At 38.6% G+C, this 23,751-nt stretch carries 23 protein-coding genes and 1 riboswitch; of the genes, 9 read left to right on the top strand and 14 right to left on the bottom strand.

The features are described 5' to 3' along the window. Positions 1–52: 52 nt before the first annotated feature. Positions 53–907 (bottom strand): bifunctional methylenetetrahydrofolate dehydrogenase/methenyltetrahydrofolate cyclohydrolase, encoded by an 855-nt coding sequence (locus HMPREF2984_RS01490; RefSeq protein WP_070670119.1) that lies wholly within the window; start codon positions 905–907, stop codon positions 53–55. Between the two features lie 267 nt (positions 908–1,174). Here HMPREF2984_RS01490 and HMPREF2984_RS01485 point away from each other — a divergent pair, with 267 nt between their 5' ends. The 3 genes from HMPREF2984_RS01485 to HMPREF2984_RS01475 are packed head-to-tail and all read left to right on the top strand — an operon-like array spanning position 1,175 to position 4,537. Beyond that, positions 1,175–2,467, top strand: coding sequence for an ABC transporter permease (locus HMPREF2984_RS01485; RefSeq protein ID WP_070670117.1), 1,293 nt, complete (start codon positions 1,175–1,177; stop codon positions 2,465–2,467). A gap of 11 nt (positions 2,468–2,478) precedes the next feature. Next, positions 2,479–3,126 carry an ABC transporter ATP-binding protein gene (locus HMPREF2984_RS01480; protein ID WP_070670115.1) on the top strand — a complete coding sequence of 216 codons (648 nt, stop codon included), beginning with the start codon at positions 2,479–2,481 and terminating at the stop codon, positions 3,124–3,126. Between the two features lie 22 nt (positions 3,127–3,148). Further along, positions 3,149–4,537, top strand: coding sequence for an ABC transporter permease (locus HMPREF2984_RS01475; protein WP_021001940.1), 1,389 nt, complete (start codon positions 3,149–3,151; stop codon positions 4,535–4,537). 336 nt (positions 4,538–4,873) lie between these two features. On the opposite strand, the gene HMPREF2984_RS09320 is transcribed toward HMPREF2984_RS01475, so the two are convergent. The 4 genes from HMPREF2984_RS09320 to HMPREF2984_RS01455 form a co-directional block, all read right to left on the bottom strand. Then, on the bottom strand, positions 4,874–5,008 hold the full coding sequence (locus HMPREF2984_RS09320) for a FeoB-associated Cys-rich membrane protein (RefSeq protein WP_003030194.1): 135 nt from the start codon (positions 5,006–5,008) through the stop codon (positions 4,874–4,876). 8 nt (positions 5,009–5,016) lie between these two features. After that, positions 5,017–7,161 carry a ferrous iron transport protein B gene (feoB, locus tag HMPREF2984_RS01465; RefSeq protein WP_003030196.1) on the bottom strand — a complete coding sequence of 715 codons (2,145 nt, stop codon included), beginning with the start codon at positions 7,159–7,161 and terminating at the stop codon, positions 5,017–5,019. Then, positions 7,158–7,634, bottom strand: a complete 477-nt coding sequence (locus tag HMPREF2984_RS01460) for a FeoA family protein (protein WP_003030197.1) — start codon at positions 7,632–7,634, stop codon at positions 7,158–7,160. Before HMPREF2984_RS01460 ends, feoB begins: the two co-directional genes overlap by 4 nt. A 164-nt stretch (positions 7,635–7,798) precedes the next feature. Further along, the gene (locus tag HMPREF2984_RS01455) at positions 7,799–8,029 is read right to left on the bottom strand and encodes a DUF1797 family protein (RefSeq protein WP_003023686.1); all 231 of its coding nucleotides are present in this window, start codon (positions 8,027–8,029) and stop codon (positions 7,799–7,801) included. 238 nt (positions 8,030–8,267) lie between these two features. Between HMPREF2984_RS01455 and HMPREF2984_RS01450 the strand changes: the two genes are divergently transcribed. Beyond that, on the top strand, positions 8,268–10,547 hold the full coding sequence (locus tag HMPREF2984_RS01450; RefSeq protein WP_070670113.1) for an ATP-dependent Clp protease ATP-binding subunit: 2,280 nt from the start codon (positions 8,268–8,270) through the stop codon (positions 10,545–10,547). A gap of 43 nt (positions 10,548–10,590) precedes the next feature. Here the strand turns inward: HMPREF2984_RS01450 and HMPREF2984_RS01445 are convergent, their stop codons facing one another. Further along, on the bottom strand, positions 10,591–11,199 hold the full coding sequence (locus HMPREF2984_RS01445) for a GyrI-like domain-containing protein (protein WP_070670111.1): 609 nt from the start codon (positions 11,197–11,199) through the stop codon (positions 10,591–10,593). A 390-nt stretch (positions 11,200–11,589) separates the two neighbouring features. Between HMPREF2984_RS01445 and HMPREF2984_RS01440 the strand changes: the two genes are divergently transcribed. The 3 genes from HMPREF2984_RS01440 (at position 11,590) to HMPREF2984_RS01430 (ending at position 13,602) form a co-directional block, all read left to right on the top strand. After that, a complete protein-coding gene (locus HMPREF2984_RS01440) occupies positions 11,590–12,714 on the top strand; it encodes a PTS sugar transporter subunit IIC (protein ID WP_070670109.1) in 1,125 nt (374 codons plus the stop codon). A 75-nt stretch (positions 12,715–12,789) separates the two neighbouring features. Further along, positions 12,790–13,239 carry an NUDIX hydrolase gene (locus HMPREF2984_RS01435; RefSeq protein ID WP_070670107.1) on the top strand — a complete coding sequence of 150 codons (450 nt, stop codon included), beginning with the start codon at positions 12,790–12,792 and terminating at the stop codon, positions 13,237–13,239. 63 nt (positions 13,240–13,302) lie between these two features. After that, a complete protein-coding gene (locus tag HMPREF2984_RS01430) occupies positions 13,303–13,602 on the top strand; it encodes a DUF1827 family protein (RefSeq protein ID WP_003023675.1) in 300 nt (99 codons plus the stop codon). 70 nt (positions 13,603–13,672) lie between these two features. On the opposite strand, the gene HMPREF2984_RS01425 is transcribed toward HMPREF2984_RS01430, so the two are convergent. From HMPREF2984_RS01425 to HMPREF2984_RS01390, 8 genes are all read right to left on the bottom strand, one after another. Then, entirely contained in the window at positions 13,673–15,727 is a 2,055-nt protein-coding gene (locus HMPREF2984_RS01425; RefSeq protein WP_003030218.1) for a cation:proton antiporter, read from the bottom strand. Positions 15,728–15,738: 11 nt separating this feature from the next. Then, positions 15,739–15,993, bottom strand: coding sequence for a hypothetical protein (locus HMPREF2984_RS01420; RefSeq protein WP_070670105.1), 255 nt, complete (start codon positions 15,991–15,993; stop codon positions 15,739–15,741). Positions 15,994–16,005: 12 nt separating this feature from the next. Next, the gene (locus tag HMPREF2984_RS01415; protein WP_003041422.1) at positions 16,006–16,554 is read right to left on the bottom strand and encodes a tRNA 5-(aminomethyl)-2-thiouridylate-methyltransferase MnmM; all 549 of its coding nucleotides are present in this window, start codon (positions 16,552–16,554) and stop codon (positions 16,006–16,008) included. Then, positions 16,548–17,492, bottom strand: coding sequence for a tRNA modification radical SAM protein MnmL/YtqA (locus HMPREF2984_RS01410; RefSeq protein ID WP_070670103.1), 945 nt, complete (start codon positions 17,490–17,492; stop codon positions 16,548–16,550). The genes HMPREF2984_RS01415 and HMPREF2984_RS01410 overlap by 7 nt, the downstream gene beginning before the upstream one ends. Before the next feature lie 41 nt (positions 17,493–17,533). Continuing rightward, positions 17,534–17,860, bottom strand: coding sequence for an MGMT family protein (locus HMPREF2984_RS01405; protein ID WP_070670101.1), 327 nt, complete (start codon positions 17,858–17,860; stop codon positions 17,534–17,536). A gap of 30 nt (positions 17,861–17,890) precedes the next feature. Further along, positions 17,891–18,541, bottom strand: coding sequence for a phosphatase PAP2 family protein (locus HMPREF2984_RS01400; RefSeq protein ID WP_003030223.1), 651 nt, complete (start codon positions 18,539–18,541; stop codon positions 17,891–17,893). Next, positions 18,531–19,094 carry an ECF transporter S component gene (locus HMPREF2984_RS01395; RefSeq protein ID WP_049534573.1) on the bottom strand — a complete coding sequence of 188 codons (564 nt, stop codon included), beginning with the start codon at positions 19,092–19,094 and terminating at the stop codon, positions 18,531–18,533. The genes HMPREF2984_RS01400 and HMPREF2984_RS01395 overlap by 11 nt, the downstream gene beginning before the upstream one ends. A 148-nt stretch (positions 19,095–19,242) precedes the next feature. Next, a riboswitch (FMN riboswitch) is annotated at positions 19,243–19,467 on the bottom strand. Between the two features lie 68 nt (positions 19,468–19,535). After that, a complete protein-coding gene (locus HMPREF2984_RS01390; RefSeq protein ID WP_021001954.1) occupies positions 19,536–20,048 on the bottom strand; it encodes a tRNA (cytidine(34)-2'-O)-methyltransferase in 513 nt (170 codons plus the stop codon). Between the two features lie 362 nt (positions 20,049–20,410). Here HMPREF2984_RS01390 and trkA point away from each other — a divergent pair, with 362 nt between their 5' ends. Beyond that, positions 20,411–21,760: a Trk system potassium transporter TrkA gene (trkA, locus tag HMPREF2984_RS01385; protein ID WP_003030226.1), complete on the top strand. Its 1,350-nt coding sequence runs from the start codon at positions 20,411–20,413 to the stop codon at positions 21,758–21,760. A gap of 3 nt (positions 21,761–21,763) precedes the next feature. After that, positions 21,764–23,203, top strand: coding sequence for a TrkH family potassium uptake protein (locus HMPREF2984_RS01380; protein ID WP_070670099.1), 1,440 nt, complete (start codon positions 21,764–21,766; stop codon positions 23,201–23,203). The last annotated feature ends 548 nt before the right edge of the window (positions 23,204–23,751 follow it).

Raw genomic sequence — 23,751 nt, 5'->3', positions numbered from 1 at the left:
GACACCCTTGTTTACCTTTGTTTTACCATAAAAGAAATAGACATGTCGCATTCTATTTCTTCAAACTCCGCTTGCAAGCTCGATAAGTTTGCTCCATGAGCATAGTAATGGTCATCGGACCAACCCCTCTTGGTACAGGAGTGATGAGACTCGCGATTTCAGATACTTCATCAAATTTCACATCACCAATCAACTTACCATTTTCATCACGGTTCATGCCAACATCAATCACGACCGCGCCTTCTTTGACAAAATCTTTAGTCACAAAATGCCCACGACCGATAGCGACAACTAAAATATCAGCTTCTTTTGTAATCTCTGACAAGTGATGTGTCCGTGAATGCGTCAGAGTTACTGTTGCATTTTTAGCAAGTAAAAGCTGTGCCATAGGCTTTCCGACAATGTTACTCCGTCCAATGACAACAGCACGTTTACCTTCTAATTCTACACCGTACTCATGAAACATTTCCATAATGCCAGCAGGTGTGGAGGGAATCATGACAGGATGACCACTCCAAAGGCGTCCCATATTCATTGGGTGAAAGCCATCCACATCTTTATCAGGGTCAATTGCTAACAGTACCGCCTCTTCATCAATATGCTTTGGCAGCGGCAATTGAACTAAAATCCCATGCCAATCTGGATCTTGATTGTACTTTTCAATCAAAATCAGCAGCTCTTCTTGGGTTGTTGTTTCTGGCAGACGCACCACTTCACTTCGCAGTCCTGCAGCCAAAGCTGACCGCTCTTTATTTCTCACATAGATTTGACTAGCTGGGTTATTGCCCACTAAAATCACTACAAGTCCAGGTACCAAGCCTGTTTGGTCTTTTAGTTTACGAACTTTCTCCGCTAATTGTGCTTGTAATTTTTCTGCCAAAGCTTTTCCGTCAATTATTTTTGCCATATAACTCTCATTTCTATTTTCTTCATTCTATTATAGCAGAAATTCATTCATTTGCCCTATAGACTTATTTTATAGAAAGTTATAGAGCGAAACCAACCTTGTCTTTCCCCCTTTTTCTACCATTTTATGAAAATTTACACAAAAAACAGAAAAAAAGGAGCCAAAAAACTTAAAATTACCTTAAACCTTAAAACTATTTTAAGGTAACTGCTTTAACATAGAACACGGTACCGATTTAGTTTAAAATATATAGAAGGGAAGAAAATTATGCAAATAGCCAAGCAGGCTTTGAATTACATCAGTAGAAAAAGAGTTAAAACTCTTCTTGTATTTCTGATACTTACTCTCATTTCAACTGCCTTAACTAGTAGCTTTTCTATTATGGGAACGACTAATAATATCGAAAAGAAAATCTATGACGCATCAAATACTGGCTTTACAATAACTAGCAAAACACTTGAACGACCACTTTCACTAAAAACAGCAGAAAAATTACTTGAGAATAAAGAAATTTCAAAATTCAACTTCAAATACGATGCTTTAGCAAGTTTGACAGATAAAACTGTTGTCAAGAAAAAACAAGGTGTTATAAGAGACAATCAAAACCCTGTCCTCAACAATCTGGTTGCTGCATTAGGAACAAGTGATTCTACTCTAGAAACAACCTTTGCAAGTGGTGTTTTCAAACTTGAACAAGGAAAGCCAATTCGTAAAGGCGATAAATCCAAGATTCTCATCCATGAAAAATTAGCTAAAAAGAACCATTTAAAGGTTGGAGATAAACTAAAACTAAAGGGAGCTTCCTTAAAGGATGAGGATGCTAAACAACTCCATGAAGTAGAGTTTGAAATTGCTGGTATCTTCTCTGGAAAAAAAGAAGAGAAACAAACAGGTTTAAGCTCAGATGCGACAGAAAATACTGTCTATATGGACTATGAATCGAGCCAATACTTACAGGACTACAAACCAGCTGATTATAAATTATCTGCAGCCGTTTATTTCGTATCAAATCCAAATCAAATTGATAAAGTCATCAATACAGTCAAAAAGTCAAAAATTGATTGGAAGCAAACTGATCTTGTTAAAAATTCTAAGGCTTTTGAAGCAGTTTCTTCTTCTGTTACCAGTTTCAAACAGATTATTAATGTTTTAACTTTCAGTATCATTATTGGAAGTATCATCGTTCTTTCCTTGATTCTCATGTTCTGGTTGAGAGAACGAATTTATGAAATCGGAGTACTATTATCTCTCGGTATTTCAAAAGCGATGATTATCTCTCAATTCATACTGGAACTGGTTATCATATCAGTATTTAGTATGGCACTAGCTTCTATTAGTGGCTCTTATATTTCCACTATGGTATTCAAAGGGTTTATAAAAGGCGGTCAACAACAAGATAGCTCATCTGCTATTTTTGAAAATATCGTTCCGCACTTACATACCTCTACTATTCTGATGACTTATGGAATACTGCTCATCATTATTTTACTTGCAGTAGTAGGTTCATCTTCTATTATCCTACATAAAAAACCAAAAGATATTTTAACCGATATAAGTTAAGGAGACAAAACATGACAATTTTAAAAATGGATTCAGTTAGTTACCAATACAATAGCCTACAAGAAAATGTATTGAATCAAATCACAGCTTCATTTGAAGAAGGAAAATTTTATGCTATTATAGGGAAATCTGGTGCAGGAAAATCAACCTTACTTTCCCTTCTTGCAGGACTTGATACTCCTACAAAAGGAAAAATCCTCTTTGAAGATCAAGACATCGCTCAAAAAGGCTATAACCATCACAGACGGAAACAAATCTCCCTGGTTTTCCAAAATTATAATTTAATCGATTACTTAACTCCGATGGAGAATGTTCGACTCGTGAATTCTCAAGCAAATAAAGATAGCTTACTACAACTTGGACTCAACGAAAAAGAAATCCATCGTAACGTATTACGATTATCAGGCGGTCAGCAGCAACGGGTGGCTATTGCACGTGCTTTGGCATCAGAAGCCCCTATTATCTTAGCCGATGAACCAACAGGGAATCTAGACGCTGCTACTGCCATGGACATTATTGACATTCTTATCACCTCTGCCAAAGAGAAGAATAAATGTGTCATTGTGGTGACACACAGCAAAGAGCTGGCTGATCAAGCAGATGTTGTCCTCGAATTAAAAAATAAAAACTTAGTGGAAGTCACTAAGAAAGCGAAATGATACACCAAGGAGAAGAAATGATATGTTACCAATAAAAAACGCTTTGGCTTATGTCTGGCGCAAGAAAATCAAAAGCTTGATTATCTTTTTCATCCTGCTAGCCATCTCTACCTTAACCTTAGGCAGCATTGCTGTTAAAAATGCGACTGACGCTGCTTCAAAAGAAACATTTAAAAATATTACCAGCAGCTTTTCCATGCAGATCAACCGTGAGGTCAATCCAGGAACACCACGCGGAGCAGGAAATCTTAAAGGCGAAGATATCGAAGCTGTGGAAAAAGTTAAAGGTATCTCTGGCTACATCAAACGAATGAATGTTGTCGCTGACTTAATTGATCACCAATTGGTTGAATCTGGAGAAACCGACTTTGAAAGCGAAGATAGAAAACAAAAATTCGGTCGTGCCATTATGGCAACAGGTATCAACGATTCATCGAAGGATGATAAATTTACCGCAGAAACCTTCAAACTAGTTGAAGGTAGACATATCAACAAAAATGACAAAAATGTTGCTTTAATTCATAAAGATTTTGCAGAAAAGAACAAACTTAAAGTCGGCGATACGATTAATATAAAATCGAATACTTATGACTATGATAACGTTCGCAAAGCTAATAAAACTACTAAAGTGACAGTTATCGGAATTTTTGACGGGAAAAATAAAGGAGGCGTTTCTAGTCCTCAAGAATTGTATGAAAATACCTTTATCACAGACTTAGAAACGACTAAAACTTTACAAGGTTCAACGGATAAAAACGCTATTTATCAAGATGCTACTTTCTTTGTAAATGGTAGCCAAGATATTGATAAAGTGATGGCGAAAGTAAAAGAAATATCATCTATTGATTGGGAAGCCTACACCCTTGTTAAGAGTACAAGCAACTTCCCTGCACTTCAATCTTCTATTAACGGTATTTACGGCGTTACTGGAAACCTCTTAATCGGAACTCTAATCTTTGGTGCAATTGTTCTGACGCTAGTATTGTTCTTATGGATCAATGGTCGTAGAAAAGAAATGGGAATCATGCTTTCAATGGGAATTAGCAAAACAAAGATTTTCTTCCAATTTATCACAGAAGTTCTCTTTGTAAGTATATTTAGCTTCATTGGTGCTTACTTTGCAGGTAGTGCTGTCAGCAAGGTGATGGGAAATAGCATTTTAAAACAAGTTACCAGTGGTATTGCTGAAAAACTAGCTCGAGAAGGTAAGAGCGCCAATCTTGGAGGCGGGGCTGAAGTGGATGGCTTTAACAAGACCCTCACTAGCCTCAATGTACATGTATCTCCTGATGATATGACCAAGGTGGTCATCTTTGGACTTGCCATTATCATTGTTTCCGTCCTCATTGCTTCAATCACGCTCCTTAGTAAGCAACCAAAAGACTTGCTAATGGGAGATAACAGCAAATAAGAGATCAATGAGTTCAGACAAAATCGGTCCGTCAGCTAAGTTGACGGACCGATTTATTTTATAGACAGCTGGACTGACTATCGGATGAAATGACGTGAGGTTCTCTTTGTCGACTTGGTCGATAAAATGAACCGCTTTGGATTGGTTGGCTCTGTCGACCCAGTCGAAAAGATAAATAACTTTTAGTTTACCACGTCGACCCGGCGGACGAGATGAACTACTTTTGGTTTGCTCCATCAACCCGGCAGACAGGATGAAACTGTTTTGATTGGCTCCGTCAGCTCGGCGGATGAGATGAAACTATATTGATTTAATTTACCCAATCACTCAGGTATATTATTTATGTCTCATTTTTTCTTTGATTTCACATTGGCAGTCGCAATTGCCACAACTTCCTTTTCCCTTAATGATATGGTGCATAGCTGCACCTGCTAGAAATAAAATAATAACAAATACAATAATCGTTGACATAGTTTCTCCTATACTGTTTGATGTGTCAGACTATCTAAAGTGATAACTTCTATTTTTTCTTTCCGTGGTTTTCTAAAGATGAAATAGAGACCAACTGCTACAACGAATAAAGCAAAAATAGTCCCAAAAGATATTCCTTTTCCATATAGCAACGCTTGACCAAACTGATAAATCACAAGACTAACATTATAAGCCAATAGCGTTTGGAAAGATATGGCAATCCACGTCCACTTTGCATTGCCCATTTCCCGATGAATCGCACCAATCGCTGCAAAACAAGGAGCACAGAGCAGATTAAAGACAAGGAATGAGTAAGCGGAAAGTGCCGTATAATGCTGTTGAAGATTGGTCCACAACTCTTTGGTAGTCTCTGTCGCGTCTGTCACTTTATACAAGATTCCAAAAGTCGAAATCACCGTCTCTTTAGCTAATAAGCCGGTAATAGCCGCAACCGTTGCTCGCCAATTTCCAAAGCCAAGAGGGCTAAAGATCCAAGCTAGCCCCTTTCCTAATGCCGCTAAGATACTATCTTCCGTCTCAACCGCCTGCAAGCCAAAGTTATAGGAACTAGCAAACCAAATGAAAATATTGGTCACAAAAATAATCGTTCCAGCACGCTTAATGAAGCTCAAAGCCTTCTGCCCTGCATAGCGCAAAACCGTTTTGACTTGTGGCAGGTGGTAACTCGGCAACTCCATGATAAAGGGCGCTACTGCTCCACCGAGACTCGTTGTCTTTTTCAGAGCAATTCCCGATAAAACAATGGCTCCCATTCCGACAAAATAAGCACTTGGTGCAATCCAAGGATTGCTGGGGAAGAAAGCTCCCGCAATCAAGGAAATAATCGGCAACTTGGCAGAACAAGGCATAAAGGTTGTTGTCATAATGGTAATTCTACGGTCACGTTCATTTTCAATGGTTCTACTCGCCATGACACCAGGAACGCCACACCCCGTCGAAATCAACATGGGGATAAAGGATTTTCCAGACAATCCAAACCGTCTAAATAGACGATCCATGACGAAAGCAATCCGGCTCATATAGCCGATGTCTTCCAAGATGCCCAAGCAGACAAACAAGACAAAAATCTGAGGCACAAAGCCTAGCACAGCTCCGCAGCCTGCGATAATCCCATCAATGATTAAAGATTGAAGCCAGTCAGCTACAGCTAATTGCTCTAGCAATGATTTAACACCATTTGGAATCCATTCTCCAAAGAGAACATCGTTTGTCCAATCCGTTCCCATCGTTCCAATCGTTTGAATAGAGAGGAAATACACCAACCACATAACAAGCGCAAAAATCGGCAAGGCTAAATAACGATTGGTCACAATACGGTCAATCTTATCCGACAAACTTAATTTAGTAACATCGGCTTGCAGAGCCATTTTGACTGCCGATTCAATAAACTCATAGCGCGCATTAACAACAATACTCTCTGCGTCTTCTGTGTAGATTTCTTCCGTAATCCGAATCGCATCTTCAATCTCTGTTTTTTGAAAATCAGACAATGCCAGCTGTTCAGATAATTCTTTATCACGTTCAAAAAGCTTAATGGCATAAAAACGAGCTTGTTTTTGAGGTACTGCATTCCCCAAAATACGGATAATTTCTGACAAAGCCGCTTCAAAATGATTGTCGTAAGCTGGATAAACTTCCTCCTCTGCCTGGTTCATCACTCGCATGGCCTGCTGCATGACTTGGTCAATCCCTGTCTTTTTCAAAGCACTAGTCGCTACGACCGGCACACCCAGTTGGTAACTTAATTTTTCTGTATCAATCCATTTTCCTTGTTTTTCAACGACATCGCTCATATTTAAAGCCAGCACAACCGGAATCCCCGTCTCAATCAATTGCAAACTCAAATACAGATTTCGTTCCAAATTGGTTGCGTCAACTACATCCAAGATCCCGTCTGCATTACCGCTTAAAAGATAATTTCTACTGACCATTTCCTCTGATGTATAAGGAGACAAGGAGTAAATTCCCGGTAGGTCTTGGATAATGATTTCTTTATTTTTGCGAAATAACCCACTTTTCTTTTCAACCGTTACCCCAGGCCAATTTCCCACATGCTGGCTACTACCGGTTAGAATGTTAAATAAACTAGTCTTTCCACTATTCGGATTTCCCGCAAGCGCTAATTCTTTCATCCTTTTGCTTCCTTTTCACCTTTCACAACACTAACCAGACTCGCTTCTGACTTTCTCAATGTCAAATCGTAGCCTCTCAACTTAATTTCTAGTGGATCACCTAATGGTGCAACCTTCTGCAACTGAACTTTTGTATTTTTCGTCAATCCCATGTCCATCAGCCTCCGTTTTAAAGCACCCTCTGCATGAATTGCTTCTATATACGCCACATCTCCAACAGCTAACTCAGATAAAGGAAGAGCTGAGCGATTGCTATCTTTCAGAACAACGTCCAACTTTTCCAAAATAGATTTGTCCAAAGCAATCCTAGCAGCTCGAACTAAGAGAATGGCTGTATCATTTGTTTTTGAAATGATTTGAATAAAACTGCCTATCTTAATCCCTAAATCTGCTAAATGACGGACGCTCGCTTCCTCCAGATCGATTCCGACAATTTCATATTCTGTTAATAATGTTATCCGAGATAAATCCATACTATCTCCTTTTCTGTTTGTCAAGAAATATGCTTACTATCACCATTAGTATACCACTTTTTTCTAAGAATTTCTGACAATTCTAAGGTAGATAGGCAAAAATTATTGCAAAATAAATACCCCTAAGCAGGTGCCTAGAGGATATCTTATTAGAGACTAGCAAATTAATACAACAATTCATAAATTTCCATAGCAATCAAATCAATGCTATCAAAAGTATAGGTTTCACGCGCTGCAACATCGCGAAGAGTGAATACTGAGCCATTTTCTTCATCATAGCTATAAGCTACTTCTGCTACAACAACCCCGTCACGTTCAAAATTACGTTTCAAATTGCCGCCATCTTTTGTCATAGCATCTAAACGATTGATAATTCTTACTAAATGTGATTCCATTTTCCTTCTCCTATTCATTTATACGTTACTATTTTACCACAAATGAAAGATGAAATACCAGTAAAAGCCCTGTTTTTGATAAATTTAACACAAAATGAAACGCTTCAGTACAAAAATCTGTCTTTTAACACTTTATTCTTGCAATGTTTTAGAATACTGATATAATAAGACTAAGAAGTTTGACTATTATTGACCAATTGGTATCAGTCAAACAAATTTTAAAAGAAAGAGGTAGCACATGCTTTGTCAAAACTGTAAAATAAATGAATCAACCATTCACCTTTACACGAATGTGAATGGAAAACAACACCAAGTTGACCTCTGTCAAAATTGTTATCAAATCATGAAAACAGATCCAAATAATGCCTTATTTCGTGGCATGACCAATATGAACAATCAAAATAATTTAGACCCTTTTGATGATTTCTTTAGCAATCTAGGGAATTTTCAAAATCATCAAGAACCGCAGACCCCTCCTACTCAATCTGGAGGCGGTTACGGCAATGGAGGTTACGGTTCCAATCAAGGTGGAGGTGCACGCCAGCAAGCTCCGCAACAGCCTAAAGGCCTCCTAGAAGAATTTGGTATCAATGTAACCGAATTTGCTCGGCGCGGTGAAATTGACCCTGTCATCGGTCGCGATGAGGAAATCGTCCGCGTCATTGAAATCCTCAATCGTAGAACGAAGAACAACCCTGTCCTCATCGGAGAGCCCGGTGTCGGTAAAACAGCAGTTGTCGAAGGCTTGGCTCAGAAAATTGTGGACGGTGATGTTCCACACAAACTCCAAGGAAAAGAAGTCATCCGTTTAGATGTAGTCAGCCTAGTGCAAGGAACTGGTATCCGTGGTCAATTTGAAGAACGAATGCAAAAACTCATGGAAGAAATCCGTTCTCGTCAGGATGTGATTTTATTCATTGATGAAATCCATGAAATCGTTGGAGCTGGTGCAGCTGGAGATGGGAATATGGATGCCGGTAACATCTTAAAACCTGCTCTTGCTCGCGGTGAGCTTCAATTAGTTGGTGCCACAACTCTCAATGAGTATCGCATTATCGAAAAAGATGCAGCACTGGAACGCCGGATGCAGCCAGTAAAAGTGGATGAACCAACGGTTGAAGAAACCATTACTATTTTAAAGGGCATTCAAAAAAAATACGAAGACTATCATCACGTTAAATATACAGATGATGCCATTGAAGCGGCAGCTGTCTTATCCAATCGTTATATCCAAGATCGTTTCTTGCCAGATAAGGCTATTGACTTGCTAGACGAAGCAGGTTCTAAAATGAATTTGACACTTAATTTTGTTGATCCCAAAGTTATTGATCAACGCTTGGTAAAAGCTGAAAATCTCAAGGCACAAGCTACTCGTGATGAAGATTTTGAAAAAGCTGCCTATTTCCGTGACCAAATTGCCAAATACAAAGAAATGCAGCAAAATAAAATGGCAGACCAAGATACACCTATTATCAGTGAAAAAACCATTGAGCATATCATTGAGCAAAAAACAAATATCCCAGTTGGTGACCTAAAAGAAAAGGAACAATCGCAACTGATTAGTCTAGCTGATGATTTGAAAGCTCATGTCATCGGTCAAGATAATGCCGTTGATAAAATTGCCAAAGCCATTCGCCGTAATCGTGTCGGACTTGGCTCTCCTAATCGACCAATTGGTTCCTTCCTCTTTGTCGGACCAACCGGTGTCGGTAAAACAGAACTTTCTAAACAATTAGCGATTGAGCTCTTTGGTTCAGCTGACAGCATGATTCGCTTTGATATGTCTGAGTATATGGAAAAACACAGCGTAGCCAAACTCGTTGGAGCACCTCCAGGCTATGTTGGCTACGAAGAAGCCGGACAATTGACAGAGCGCGTACGCCGCAATCCTTACTCTCTCATTTTACTTGACGAAGTAGAAAAAGCGCACCCAGATGTCATGCACATGTTCCTGCAAGTTCTTGACGACGGACGTCTGACAGACGGACAAGGGCGCACAGTTAGCTTTAAAGATACGATTATCATTATGACTTCAAACGCTGGTACTGGCAAAGTCGAAGCAAATGTTGGCTTTGGAGCAGCGCGTGAAGGACGGACTAACTCTGTTCTCGGTGAATTAGGCAACTTCTTCAGTCCAGAATTTATGAACCGCTTTGACGGTATTATCGAATTCAAGTCCCTTGATAAGAAAAATCTCCTAAAAATCGTAGACTTGATGCTTGAAGATGTTAATGAACGGCTTGCAACAAATGACATTCACCTCGACGTGACAGACAAAGTCAAAGAAAAATTAGTTAATTTGGGTTACGATCCGAAAATGGGAGCTCGTCCGCTCCGTCGGACAATCCAAGATCACATCGAAGACGCCATTACTGACTACTACCTTGAACACCCAAATGAAAAAGAACTCAAGGCTGTCATGACAAGCAACGGCAAAATTGTCATCAAATCAGCTAAAAAAACTGAAAACGAAACCGACAAAGAAATCCAAACACCAGCAGATGACAATGCTAATTAAACATGAAAGTCACTCCTTAGAAGTCTAGGGAGTGACTTTTTAGTTACTGAACACTGTATCTCAAAATTGTCTTTAGTTTCTCTGGAGTGGTGCGATTTTTATTGTTCAAATAAATTTCACGATGATATGCTGTACAGCGTTTTAACCCATTTTCTTGACAGAAAGCATCCATTTTCGCGAAGGTCTGTGGCTCATCGTCAAATGGTCCTACATGAAGCATTGCAACGCTGCTTCCTTCGCTTATTCGTTCAAAGCGAATCTCATTATAAAACGGATTTGGTTTTTTCACTTTTACTTTTACGAGAGCTGTTTCAACTATTTCATTTGTAATAAACTCTGGCTGGGCAATCATAATCGTATAAACTAAGTCGTCTTTTACCAAAGTCTTCTCTGATTCTGTTTGCTGCCAAATCCCTTCCAAAGGGTAAACGGTAAAATCAGTAAATTCCTGATGATGAGCAGTTTTTTTATACTCCATTTTAATCGCATAAGCGAGGGAATAAAGAGCAGAAACCCTTTCTGAAAAGTCAGCTTTATTTGGATTTCCTTGACCATTTAACATGATAAATGACTGCACAGGGTGTTCAATGACCACAGAATTTTTTGGAACTTGATAAAGTTTTTTATCTAATTTTCTCCATTCATATTTCATTTGTTTGCTCCTTTCATTTTTCTATCATGAGTATAACAAAAGAAACTTGTCGCTTGATGTCAACTTTTATATAAAAGTAAAATTTATTTGAAGATTTTTCTTCTGTTTTCCCATATTTTTTATAATAGATATTCTGTTTTTTCAAAATAATCAGAAAATTTCAATTTTTCTATTGTTTTTTTGGAATAAGATGTTATAATAGACAACAAGAAAAATAAAAAAGGAGTTACGTTATGTTGATGATAGCTATTATTATCATTATTTATAGTATTTTATCAAGGCGTAGCTACCGTTTTAAAATGGGATAATCATCTCCGTTTTTACATGACTCCGCCTTATTCTCATTTGGGATAGGGCGGATTTTATTTTTCAAAAATAAAGGAGTTTTTTATGACAAAAGAAAACACAACCGTATCACTTACCCCTAAATCATTTTTGCATAAAGTTCTAAACGGAACCGCAATTGGTGTTATCGTAGCCTTGCTGCCTAACTGTATCTTTGCCATTATTTTCTCTTTAGACTTTTTCAAAAATAATGCTTTCTTTGCAACTTGGAATGTGGCTAACGTTCTTTTCCAAGTCACTTTATCAGCCGTAATTGGAACGCTGGTTGCCTTGGAATTTAATTTCAAAGGAATGAAAGCTGCGCTTCTAGCAGCCATTGCTTTTGTTAGTTCTGGTACTTCTAGCAAACTAGCTGGAGCAACGGAGTTATTAGGATATCTCCAAAAGCAAAAAGCCCCTGCTGAAATTACCGCAACTGCAAACAAAATGGTTACTGGATTCTACACGACTGGTACAGGGGACATTATCAATGTCATGCTAATTTGTGCCCTCAGCGTCCTCGTATTGCTCTGGCTAGAAGGAAAATTTGAATCCTTTAATTTTGTTCTTCTTCCAATCGTTGGATCGCTTCTTGCGACTGTGGGGCTATTCACACTTCCTTATGTCAAAATGATTTCTAGCTTAATCGGGCAAGGAATCATCTACTTTACGGATCTTCAGCCTTACTTAATGAGTGTTCTCATCTGTGTTACTTTTGCTATCTTAATCGTGGCTCCAATCTCAACTGTTGCAATCGGTCTTGCCATTGGACTAAATGGACTCGCTGCCGGTGCTTCTGCTATGGGGGTCGGAACAACTTGTATCGTACTTGTTGTTCATTCATTCTTCGTCAATAAACCTGGTGTAACTGCTGCTGTCGCCCTTGGTTCAATGAAAATGATGATGACCAATGTCTTTGAGCACCCAATCTCTTATGTTCCTATTGTCGCAACCTCTGCTGTTACTGGTCTGTTGGTTCCGCTCTTCACCATTACCGGGACGCCTGCATCAGCAGGTTTTGGATTAGTTGGTCTGACTGGACTCTTCGCTTCTGTTACAGGCGGACTTCCCATGGGACTGGCAATCTTAGCTTGGCTTGTCATCCCAACAGTCGTTGCCATTCTTTTCCGTCTTCTCTTTGAAAAAGTGCTCAATTTATATACAGCAGATATTTTCAAATTTGAACCTTAAAATGCTTGAAAGCCTTGACAGCACTTGATTTCTGCATTATGATATTAGTAGCATATAAGAAAGAGTGGAAACGATATGACAGTCGCAACTTTTGGAGAAAAGCAAGAAGACGTTCAATATGTGAATCGCTATGGCGTTTATGCAGTTATTCCAGATGAAAAGCAAGAAAAGATAATTTTAGTGCAAGCCCCCAACGGCGCTTGGTTCTTGCCCGGAGGCGAGATTGAGCAAGATGAGGATCGCTTAACTGCCTTAAAACGTGAACTGATTGAAGAGCTTGGTTTTACTGCTCAAATCGGTCAATATTACGGACAAGCAGATGAATATTTTTATTCTCGCCACCGCGATACCTATTTTTATAACCCTGCTTACATTTATGAAATAAGCCAATATAAGCAATCGCATGCACCTTTAGAAGATTTTAATCAGCTCGCCTGGTTTCCAATCGAAGAAGCTATTTCCAAATTAAAACGTGGCAGTCATAAATGGGGAATTGAAATGTGGAAAAAGAATCATAAAGTATGAGAAATTGTTCACATTTTTTATGAAAAAGTGCTATAATAGGAATAGAATATAGGAGGAAGTCAGATGAAGCTTATTAACACGACAAACAGCCATGCACGCCTTGTACAAAGTCAATTAGAAAGTACAGATGCTACACTAGTTGAGACTTTTTCCGCTGGAAATACAGACGTCGTCTTTACGCAAGCACCTTTTCATTATGAAATTCTGATTTCAAATAAACACCGCGCTATCCGTGAACAAGAAGTTGAAAAAATTCGAGAATTTTTTCTGAAACGAAAAATTGATACAAAATCGATTGACGCTTCTCGAATTAAGACACTCTATTCAACGAACCTCATTGAAATATCCATCCCAACTAAATAAGCCCGTCAAGGCTTATTTTTTTGTTTAAAAAAGAGTGAATTCGCAACTAAGTGCTCAATCCACTCCCGTTTTATTTCTGTCTGACATAGTTCATCATGTCGTATGGTAATGTATTGGCGGTTTCTTTGAGAGAATAATTTTCTAAATTATTGACATTTTGACGGAGAAATTTTGCATAACTAGCTGAAATCAGCTTTTCGTGTTCGTATTCAAAAATAATCTTCCGCTCCAAATAATAACCTCGCAGCATTTCCTTGATATTATTCGGTTTGATACGCGTGATAACCCGCTCAATAAAAGCACCGCTTTCAATAATTGCTGTCTCACGGATACGCGAATCTTGCAAGAAATTGATAAGCGCAGTATTATAAACGCCCTTCAGATTTTCTAAACTGCCGATAATCACTTCTGTATTGGCTAGATACAGTTCGGCAATCTCTTCTCTTTCAGCCTTACTAGGCTTTGCTCTATCTTGATTGAGCCAATTACGGAAAGTAGAGCCAAACGTAACAATCTCATGTAGCAATAAGCGAGTCATTCTGAAAAAGCTAATCAAAAAATAAGTGAAGCGCGAAGCAAGATTGCGGTTGATTCTTTGCTCCATATTCCATAAATAACGTTGGTAAATGGAATAGGCACGGTTACTCATTTTTCTTTCTTCGTAGGCTTGTTCCAAACCGTCACTTTCAATACTCAGCATCAGCAATTGTAAATCTGTCAAATCTTTTTGAACAGATTTGCCTTCCTGCTCCAGAATAAGATGCTCGATTCGTCCATGATAATTATCAATAGCCGCATAAAGCGGAGCTTTGACTTTGGTATGCTTCAAATCTTCTTCTAATTCTTGGACAACGTCATTTAAAATAGCAATATGCATGAGGTAGTCTGATGATTCTTCCTTATTTTCTGATAAACGAGGCAACACTACCAGTCCTGTCAAAAAACTAAGCAATGTAACTCCAGCCACCAAGAAAAGCAAAAGAGGATATTCCTGCTCTAAAGCTGTTGGAATCAAGAGAATGGTTGCAATGGATACGGTTCCTTTTACGCCTGAAAAAGTTAACAGAGCAATATCTCTCCAATATTTCGACATTTTCTTTTTCAAACATAGGCTTCTCCAGAAATAAAAGCCATAAATCATGACAAAACGAATGACAAATAGCACAATCGTCAGCAAAAGAATCGTCAGAAGGAGCCAGAGATTATCATAAACTGGGCTTTTCAAAATGGGTTCAGCTATCGTTTCCAACTCAATTCCTAAAATGACAAAGACCGATCCATTCAGCATAAATGTGACAGTTTGCCAAATCGTATCTGTCACGGTATCAACTTGAGCCTCTAATAAAGTAATCCTTTTAAAACGACTAGCCTTAAAAATCCCTGCCACGACAACTGCAATAATCCCTGATACATGGAGTTCTTCGGCTAAAAAGAATGTCAGCAACGGTAAACTTAATTCTAACAACAACTCTCCTGCTGTGTCTGAGGCTCGCACCGTATACAGCAGCTTTTGCAACTGACGATTTAAAAAAGCAGTTAGACCACCCACAATAAAACCGCCAATGATTGAAAGGATAAGTGAGGTGCTGGCTTCCTGAGCTGAAAATTTCCCTGTTGTCCAAGCCGTCAGGGCAAATTGAAAGGCAACCAACCCGCTCGCATCATTTAGCAAGCCCTCCCCTTTCAAAATATTTTCTACACGTTTTGGAAAGGTAAAGCGCTCAGATAAGGACGCAAAAGCCACTAAATCAGTCGGACCCAAGGCGGCTCCAACCGCGATACACGCTGCAAGAGGAAGGGACACCCATAGCCAATGTGACAAAAAGCCAAGACTCAGAGTTGATAGAAAAATAACTGGAAAAATCAGATAAACAACAATCTTCCAGTGCTTAAGAATACTGGTAATATCGCTTTCTTCTGCTTCTCGAAACAGTAGCGGCCCAATGATTAAAGCTAGAAACAGCTCCGTCTCTAAATGAAACGTTCCAACTGGAATGAAAAATCCCAAGCCAATCCCTAATAGAATTTGTATGAGTGGCGTCGGCAAGCTTGGAAATAGCTTGTTGGTGGCATTTGAAACAATCAGAACAGATAAAAAGATAATAATATAAAGGAGTAAATCCACATTTTCCTCCTTTATTTTTGTTGACAGCATTTTTCAAAAAGCATCTTCTGCTCGGAGATTTTTTGCTCAATTTTCGATAAATCGCGATGCTCAATCATTTTTTGACAGCGCTCCATTTCAAGATTGACTAATTTTTTCTTAATCCGAAGCATTTTTTTGCTCATCTGCACATCATTTACTTGCTTTGCTAAGATTTCTCCATTGGTTGAATCTAGATATTGACTGCGTAAGCAGTTCAATTTTTCATGTAGATATTGCTTATCCATTTTTCTCTCCACTTAGGTCATTTTTAATTTCTCAATCATCACTAAAAAAGGGGGCTGATTGATTTGGTTGATTGTTTTATAAAGGGCGACAGTAAATTCCTGCTGCGGCAATTGACTGACAAAGTCTAAAACTGCATCTCGCTCCACATCACCACCTTCATGCCCATAATAAATCATGATTGCAATCCGACCACCAATTACTAAACGCTGACATAATTTTTCTAAGGCCTGTATCGTTGTATGTGGTTGCGTAATCACCGACTTATCTGCCGACGGAAGATAGCCTAGATTAAAAATAGCCGCTTTAATGCTTTCAACATATTGATCCACATTTTCGTGGCCTGTCAAAAGCAGTTCAACATTGTCCAATTTAGCTTCTGCCAAGCGCTTGGTGGTTTGCTCAATGGCTTGCTCTTGAATATCAAAAGCATAGACTTTTTTAGCCAATCGTGCCAAGAAAAGCGTGTCGTGCCCATTGCCCATAGTGGCATCAACGACAATGTCTTCATCAGTCACTACTTCCTCTAAAAAAGCATGTGCCATTTGTAATGGTCTTAACATATAAATCGTTGCTCCTTTGCTTTACACCCTTGAACGCTGCCGCGACGGTTCATTTCCTGTTCAATCGCATTGAGAACTTCCCATTTGTTGAGGCTCCACATAGGGCCAATTAACATATCTCGTGGCGCATCGCCTGTAATCCGATGAATGACGATATGCTTAGGGATTATTTCTAATTGGTCACAAACAATTGAAACATACTCATCTTGGCTAAGCAGCTGCAAGCGTCCTTCATGATAATCTCGTTGCATGCGTGTGTTGGTCATTAAATGCAAAAGATGTAATTTAATCCCTTGAATGTCATTGTCTGTCACACAGCGGCGAACATTTTCTATCATCATTTTGTGAGTTTCACCAGGTAAGCCATTGATTAAGTGAGAAACTATCTCGATTTTTGGAAATTTCCGCAGACGTTGAACCGTTTCAACATATAATTCATAGGAATGTGCGCGGTTAATCAATTGCGAAGTAGCTTCATAAGTCGTCTGCAAGCCCAGCTCTACCGTCACATGCATGCGTTCAGATAATTCTGCTAGATAAGCAATCGTCTCATCAGGCAGGCAGTCTGGTCTGGTTCCAATGTTAATACCTACAACTCCTGGCTCATTGATGGCTTGCTCATATCGCTCACGAATGACCTCCACCTTATCATGGGTATTGGTGAAATTTTGAAAATAAACTAGATATTTCTTGACTTCAGGCCACTTTCGATGCATAAAATCAATTTCCTTGTAAAATTGCTCACGAATCGGTGCTTCTGGTGCTACAATGGCATCACCTGACCCAGATACCGTACAAAAAGTACAGCCACCATGAGCTACCGTTCCGTCTCGATTAGGGCAATCAAAGCCAGCATCAATCGGAACTTTAAAGGTCTTCTCTCCAAATAGTTTTCGATAATAAGCATTTAACGAATTATATGGTTTCATAACTTTCATTGTACCACAAAATAAAACAGAACTCGCGTTCGGAGTTCCATTTACACTTTACTAATGTCCGTTGGCTTCCATTGGTGCTTTTTCAAATCCACACAGCCATTCGTTTTAAAAGTCACTCCTTCGGCCCAAAGGAGATGTCTCTGCTCCTCCCACGCTGGCGCTAAGCGTCCTGCGGAATTAACCACACGATGGCAAGGATACTTCCCATAAAGTCCAGCCTGAGACAGGACGCGACCTACCAAACGAGCATTTCTTTCTCGCCCTATCAAATGCGCAATTTGTCCATAGGTAGTCACTTTTCCCACAGGAATCTGCTCAACTATTGACAAAATTTGAAGAATCAGACGTTTATCTAAAACTTTTGCCACCCTGCCTCCTCTAAACTGTCTGCTAACAATCTATTTTTGCTTTCCTGCAAAACGCCATTGGAAGCGCACCTTATCATAGTATGGAAATTCAATATATAAAATCCCCACTCCTAATAAAGGGCTTCCTAAAACATCTGTCGGATGATGCACACCCAGATAAACACGTGACATTGCAATGAGAAGAATCATCGTAATCAATAAACCTTGCAATAAACGTTTTGTCTGTACGGTTTGCACTCGTTGGCTAACAATAATCAACAAAGTACCAAAGATTAAAGTCGAAGCCAAGGCATGTCCGCTTGGAAAAGAAAAACCACTTTCTACCACTAAATGTTGAAGTACAGGACGTGGACGTTGATAAACGCCCTTTAATAACTTGACCAACAATCCTGTTAACACCAGATTGCCTCCCAACAGCAAAGCCTCACTCCACCATTTTTTATAAAGGAAAATCCCAAGTAAAAGAGCAACCCAAGTTACAATAACAGGAGTATTGATCAGACTGGTCAAGCTAGAAAAAAACACGGTCAATGCATGTGGCAAATTGCCACGCAAAGTCGTTTGAAGTAGACTATCAATTCCTTTTAATTGACCTGAATGAAACTTAACAACGTATCCTAGAATTACAAAAAGCAAAAGGGCAAAAGAGCCCTTGGTTAAAAAAGTTTGTTTATTTTTCATATTTGATTAAAATCGGTTTTAAAAGCAAATGAATGAGCCAGAAGGCAACTGCAAAAACCACACCTTCTAATAGATTAAATGGAATGACCATTGCAAATAGATAGTTTGCCACGCCCAGAATCTTTGAAATATCAAAATTAGCAAACGTTGCGTATAGCGGAATTGCATAGATATAATTCAAAAGAAGCATTGCCACAGTCAATCCCAGTGTCCCCGCCACAGAAGCGATTAGAAAACGAACGGTGGTTTGCTCTTTTTTCCAAATCAAGGCAAAAGCAATTACGAAAACAGCAACCGCAATGATATTCATCGGCAAGCCAATATAAGTATTGACGCCTTGATTGTTCAGCAGCAGTTTGAGCGCCGAACGAACCAATAAAATGCTCAAAGCACCACCTAAGTCCAGCACCACTAATCCCAGTAGGATTGGTAAAATACTGAAATCTAGCTTTAAAAAGCTAGCCCCCGGTAAAATCGGGAAATCAAAGAACATCAGCAAAAATGAAATTGCTGAAAGAATGGCAACAACAGCCATTTTGCGTGTATGTGTCATAACAGGTTCCTCCAATTTATAAAAATTAGAGAAGTTGGAAGGCTTACTGAAGAATGGTTTCTCAAAATCAACGAAACCTTTGAAATAGTATAAGAAAATCTCCTTAAATAAAATTTAAAAGCTGTAATTTTAGACCTTCTTCATTGCCTTTCGTCTTCTCCCATCCAGACTGTACTGTCGGTTGTGGAATTGCACCACATCAGCTTACGCTCGCGGACTTAAAACAGCTATCCAGTTGGCAAAAATTTTGTTTTTAAATGAAGTGGCACTACAAAGATATACCATGAAACTCCAACGCTATATAAAAACAAAAGATTGTCAACGGCTGTAAATTACCGCCGGTCGGGAATTTCACCCTGCCCTGAAGACCCTTTAATCATAACAAAAAAAGCCTGCTAGAGCAAGCATTTTATCCGATGTCGTCCATTCTTTTAAGAAATCCTATTTTAATTTGTCATGTGCATAGTGATGTACTAGCTCCAAACCTGCAAAATTCTGTTGCCGCAAGGCTTCATACACCAGCATACAGACTGTATTTGACAAATTCAGACTTCTGACATGTTCATCATTCATCGGAATCCGCAGGGCTTTTTCAGAATGAGCACGCATAAAATCTTCTGGCAATCCCTTATCCTCACGCCCAAACATGAAATAGTGATTTCCAGCAGTTGCAAAATTTTCTTCTGCATAAACTTTCTCCGCAAACTTAGAAATCAAATACAATTGTCCGTCCATTTTACTCATGAACTCTTCTAAATTGTCATAATAAGTAATGTCCAGCTTATCCCAATAATCCAAGCCAGCTCGTTTCATCTTACGGTCATCAATCGGAAATCCCATTGGTAAAATGATATGAAGAGGCGAATTGGTCGCCGCACAAGTCCGTGCGATATTTCCTGTATTTTGAGGAATTTGTGGTTCAAAAAGAACAATGTGATTTTGAAATGTTGTCATATGTTATAGCCTTCTCATCTATCTTAGTGAACTGTGATTGCTACCAAGCAAAAAAATAGCCACACTGCCCGGAGTCAAGCTCAGCAGACAGCGTGGTTTAAGGCTCATTAACTTACATCACAACAGGTTTGAGGTAAATCAATGAGGGTACTTTCTTAGTATATCACTTTCTTAGCACATGTCAACAAAAAAAGCTTTATTTTTTCATATTTTCTAGATTTATATGACGAATTTTCAAGTTTTATCTTTTTATTTTCAATTACTAGACTCTTCTGAATAAAATATCTCTTTTTCTTTCTTCAAAACGATGAAATTTTTGCAAAAAAAGGGTATGATAGAGGGGGATACTTGGGAGGTATAACATGAAAATTATTGTCGTTGGTGGCGGTAAAGTAGGCTCTGCACTTTGTCGTTCACTTGTGGCTGAAAAACACGATGTGATTCTCATTGAGCAAAACGAAGCCGTACTGAATCGCATCACCAAGCGTTATGATATTATGGGCATTGTTGGTAACGGTGCCAATTTTAAAATTTTAGAGCAAGCTGATGTAGAGCATTGCGATATTTTCATTGCCATGACAGAGCATGACGAAGTCAATATGGTATCAGCTGTGTTGGCAAAAAGAATGGGAGCAAAAGAAACGATTGTCCGAGTGCGCAATCCAGAGTATTCTAATTCTTATTTTAAAGAAAAAAATATCCTTGGTTTCTCTCTCATAGTCAATCCTGAATTACTAGCAGCACGCTATATTGCAAATATCATTGAATTTCCAAATGCGCTCTCTGTTGAGCGATTTGCCAATGGACGCGTCAGCTTAATGGAATTTAAAGTTAAGCAAAATAGTGACCTCTGTCAGATGACCATGTCTCAATTTCGCAAAAAATTTGGCAATGTCTTGATTTGTGCCATTAACCGCAATGGACAATTGCTCATTCCAGACGGTGAAATTACCATTTTGCAGAATGATATTATCTATGTCACCGGAAATCGGGTAGAAGTCATTCTTTTCCATAATTTCGTGCGACCCAAAGTCATTAAAAGTTTGATGCTCATTGGTGCAGGAAAAATCGCCTACTATCTACTTAATATTTTAAAAAATAGCAAAATCAAACTAAAAGTGATTGAAATCAATCCAAAACATGCTGAATGGTTTAGTCAAGAATTTCCACATTTACATATCGTTCAAGGTGACGGTACTGCAAAAGATATTCTTCTGGAAGAAAGTGCGCAGCACTATGACGCTGTTGCCACTTTGACTGGTGTCGATGAGGAAAATATCATTTCATCTATGTTCCTTGAAAGCGTGGGTGTGCAAAAAAATATCACGAAAGTCAATCGGACTAGCTTGCTTGAAATCATTGATAGTCAGGAATTTTCAAGCATTGTAACACCAAAGAGAATTGCTGTTGACACGATTATGCACTTTGTCCGCGGACGTATGAATGCTCAATATTCTGATTTACAGGCCATGCACCACCTTGCCAATGGACAACTTGAAACTCTGCAATTTCAAATAAAGGAAGAAAATAAAATGACTGGAAGACCACTTTCCAGCCTCAAACTGAAAAAAGGTGTCTTGATTGCTGCCATTATCCGAAATGGAAAACCTATTTTCCCAATGGGGGAAGACCACATTCAAATCGGTGACCAAATCATCGTCACAACTCTGATCCAAAATATCACACAAATATATGATTTGTTAGAGAGGTAAGCCATGAATAGAAGTATGATTCGTTTCCTCCTCTCAAAATTGTTAATCATTGAAGCAGGGTTACTGCTAATTCCACTCATTGTAGCGTTTATCTATCATGAACCCAATCAAAACCTGCTCTCAATTTGCACCACAATTGGTATTCTCTTAGCAGTCGGATTTTTAGGTATCTCTTTTAAACCTAAAAATCATCACATTTATGCCAAAGAAGGGGTCCTGATTGTCGCCTTATGCTGGATACTTTGGTCCTTTTTTGGAGCTCTTCCTTTTGTTTTTTCGGGACAAATTCCTCATCTCATTGATGCTTTCTTCGAGATCAGTTCAGGCTTTACAACAACTGGAACTTCAATCTTACCAGACGTTTCTGTTTTGTCGCATTCCCTCCTCTTTTGGCGCAGTTTTACCCACTTAATCGGAGGTATGGGAGTACTTGTCTTTGCTCTTGCTATTATGGAAAATAATAAAAATAGCCATTTGGAAGTGATGCGAGCAGAAGTTCCTGGTCCTGTTTTTGGGAAAGTTGTCTCTAAATTAAAGGACACTGCACAAATTCTCTATTTGCTGTATTTAGCACTTTTTGCTATTTTTGTAGTGATTTATTATCTGGCAGGAATGCCTTTATTTGATAGTTTTATCATTGCCATGGGAACAGCGGGAACAGGAGGTTTCGCAGTTTACAATGATGGTATTGCTCACTATAACAGCTCTCTCATTACGTATCTAGTCAGTTTTGGAGTACTTATCTTTGGAGTGAATTTCAATCTCTATTACTTTTTACTATTGAGGAAATTTAAAGCATTCTTTGGCGATGAAGAATTGCGAACTTATCTCATTATTGTAACATCTGCAACTATATTCATCTGTCTCAATGTTTTCCATATTTATCAAAATCTTTCCCAGACCTTAGAAGTTTCTCTTTTTCAAGTATCTAACATTATCACCACTACCGGTTTTGGGCTTGGTGACATTACATCTTGGCCACTCTTTTCTCAATTCATCCTTCTCATTCTCATGTGCATAGGAGGGTCCGCTGGTTCAACCGCCGGCGGTTTAAAGGTGGTTCGTTGCTTAATGCTGGTTCGCATTGCTAAAAATCAAGTATTGTCCACCCTCTCACCAAAGCGGGTATTGACTCTGCACGTCAATCATAGTGTCATTGACAAAGACACCCAGCATAAAATCTTAAAATATCTTGTTCTGTATACGATGATTATCATCTTTCTCATTTTTATCGTCAGTTTAGACAATAATAACTTGATGACAGTCGTCAGTGCTGTTCTTAGCTGTTTCAACAACATTGGACCAATGTTAGGAACAACTGATAGCTTTGCAATCTTTGGTCCTATTTCCAAACTCTTACTCTCTCTTGCCATGATTGCAGGGCGTTTAGAAATTTACCCAATGATCCTGCTCTTTATGCCACAGACATGGTCAAAACGATAGCATATCACCTGAAACTCACTGGTCATAGAACTAACATCTCAGACTGTAGACAAATCACCATTTTGGTAGGTTTGTCTTTTATTTTTTAGTGGAAATGCTTCTTTGCTAATTTTTTATTTTCTTTTATCAGCTAAGTCATAAATAAAATCCGTAAGAAACCTGAATTTCCTACGGATTTCGTTTGTATATTCTTTTATAAATACAAGATTTTGTAAGTTAACAGTCTCACAATGTTAAAATTCAAGAGCAAATATTTTGACAGGGTTAAATTCTGGGTGATAAAATAGTTCAAAATAAAAACGTTTTCAAATAAGAAATAATTTTATTCTGTAGCTTCACCAGCTCTGTTTATTAAACTACAAATGATTAAGGAGTACAGAACAATGCCTTTAGAAGTAATTACTAAAGAAGTATTTAAACAACATTATCAAAAGGCGAGAAGAAAATCCTTTATCCAATCCTTAGAAATGTCTATTCTATTGAAAAAAGAGGGTATAATGTTGAGTTCATTGGCTTCTTTACTAACAATCAATTACAAGTATCAGCAT

Source organism: Streptococcus sp. HMSC066E07, from assembly GCF_001814695.1.
In the GTDB taxonomy this organism is placed as follows: Bacteria; Bacillota; Bacilli; order Lactobacillales; family Streptococcaceae; genus Streptococcus; species Streptococcus hominis.
This window is presented reverse-complemented; position numbering and strand designations above follow the sequence as displayed.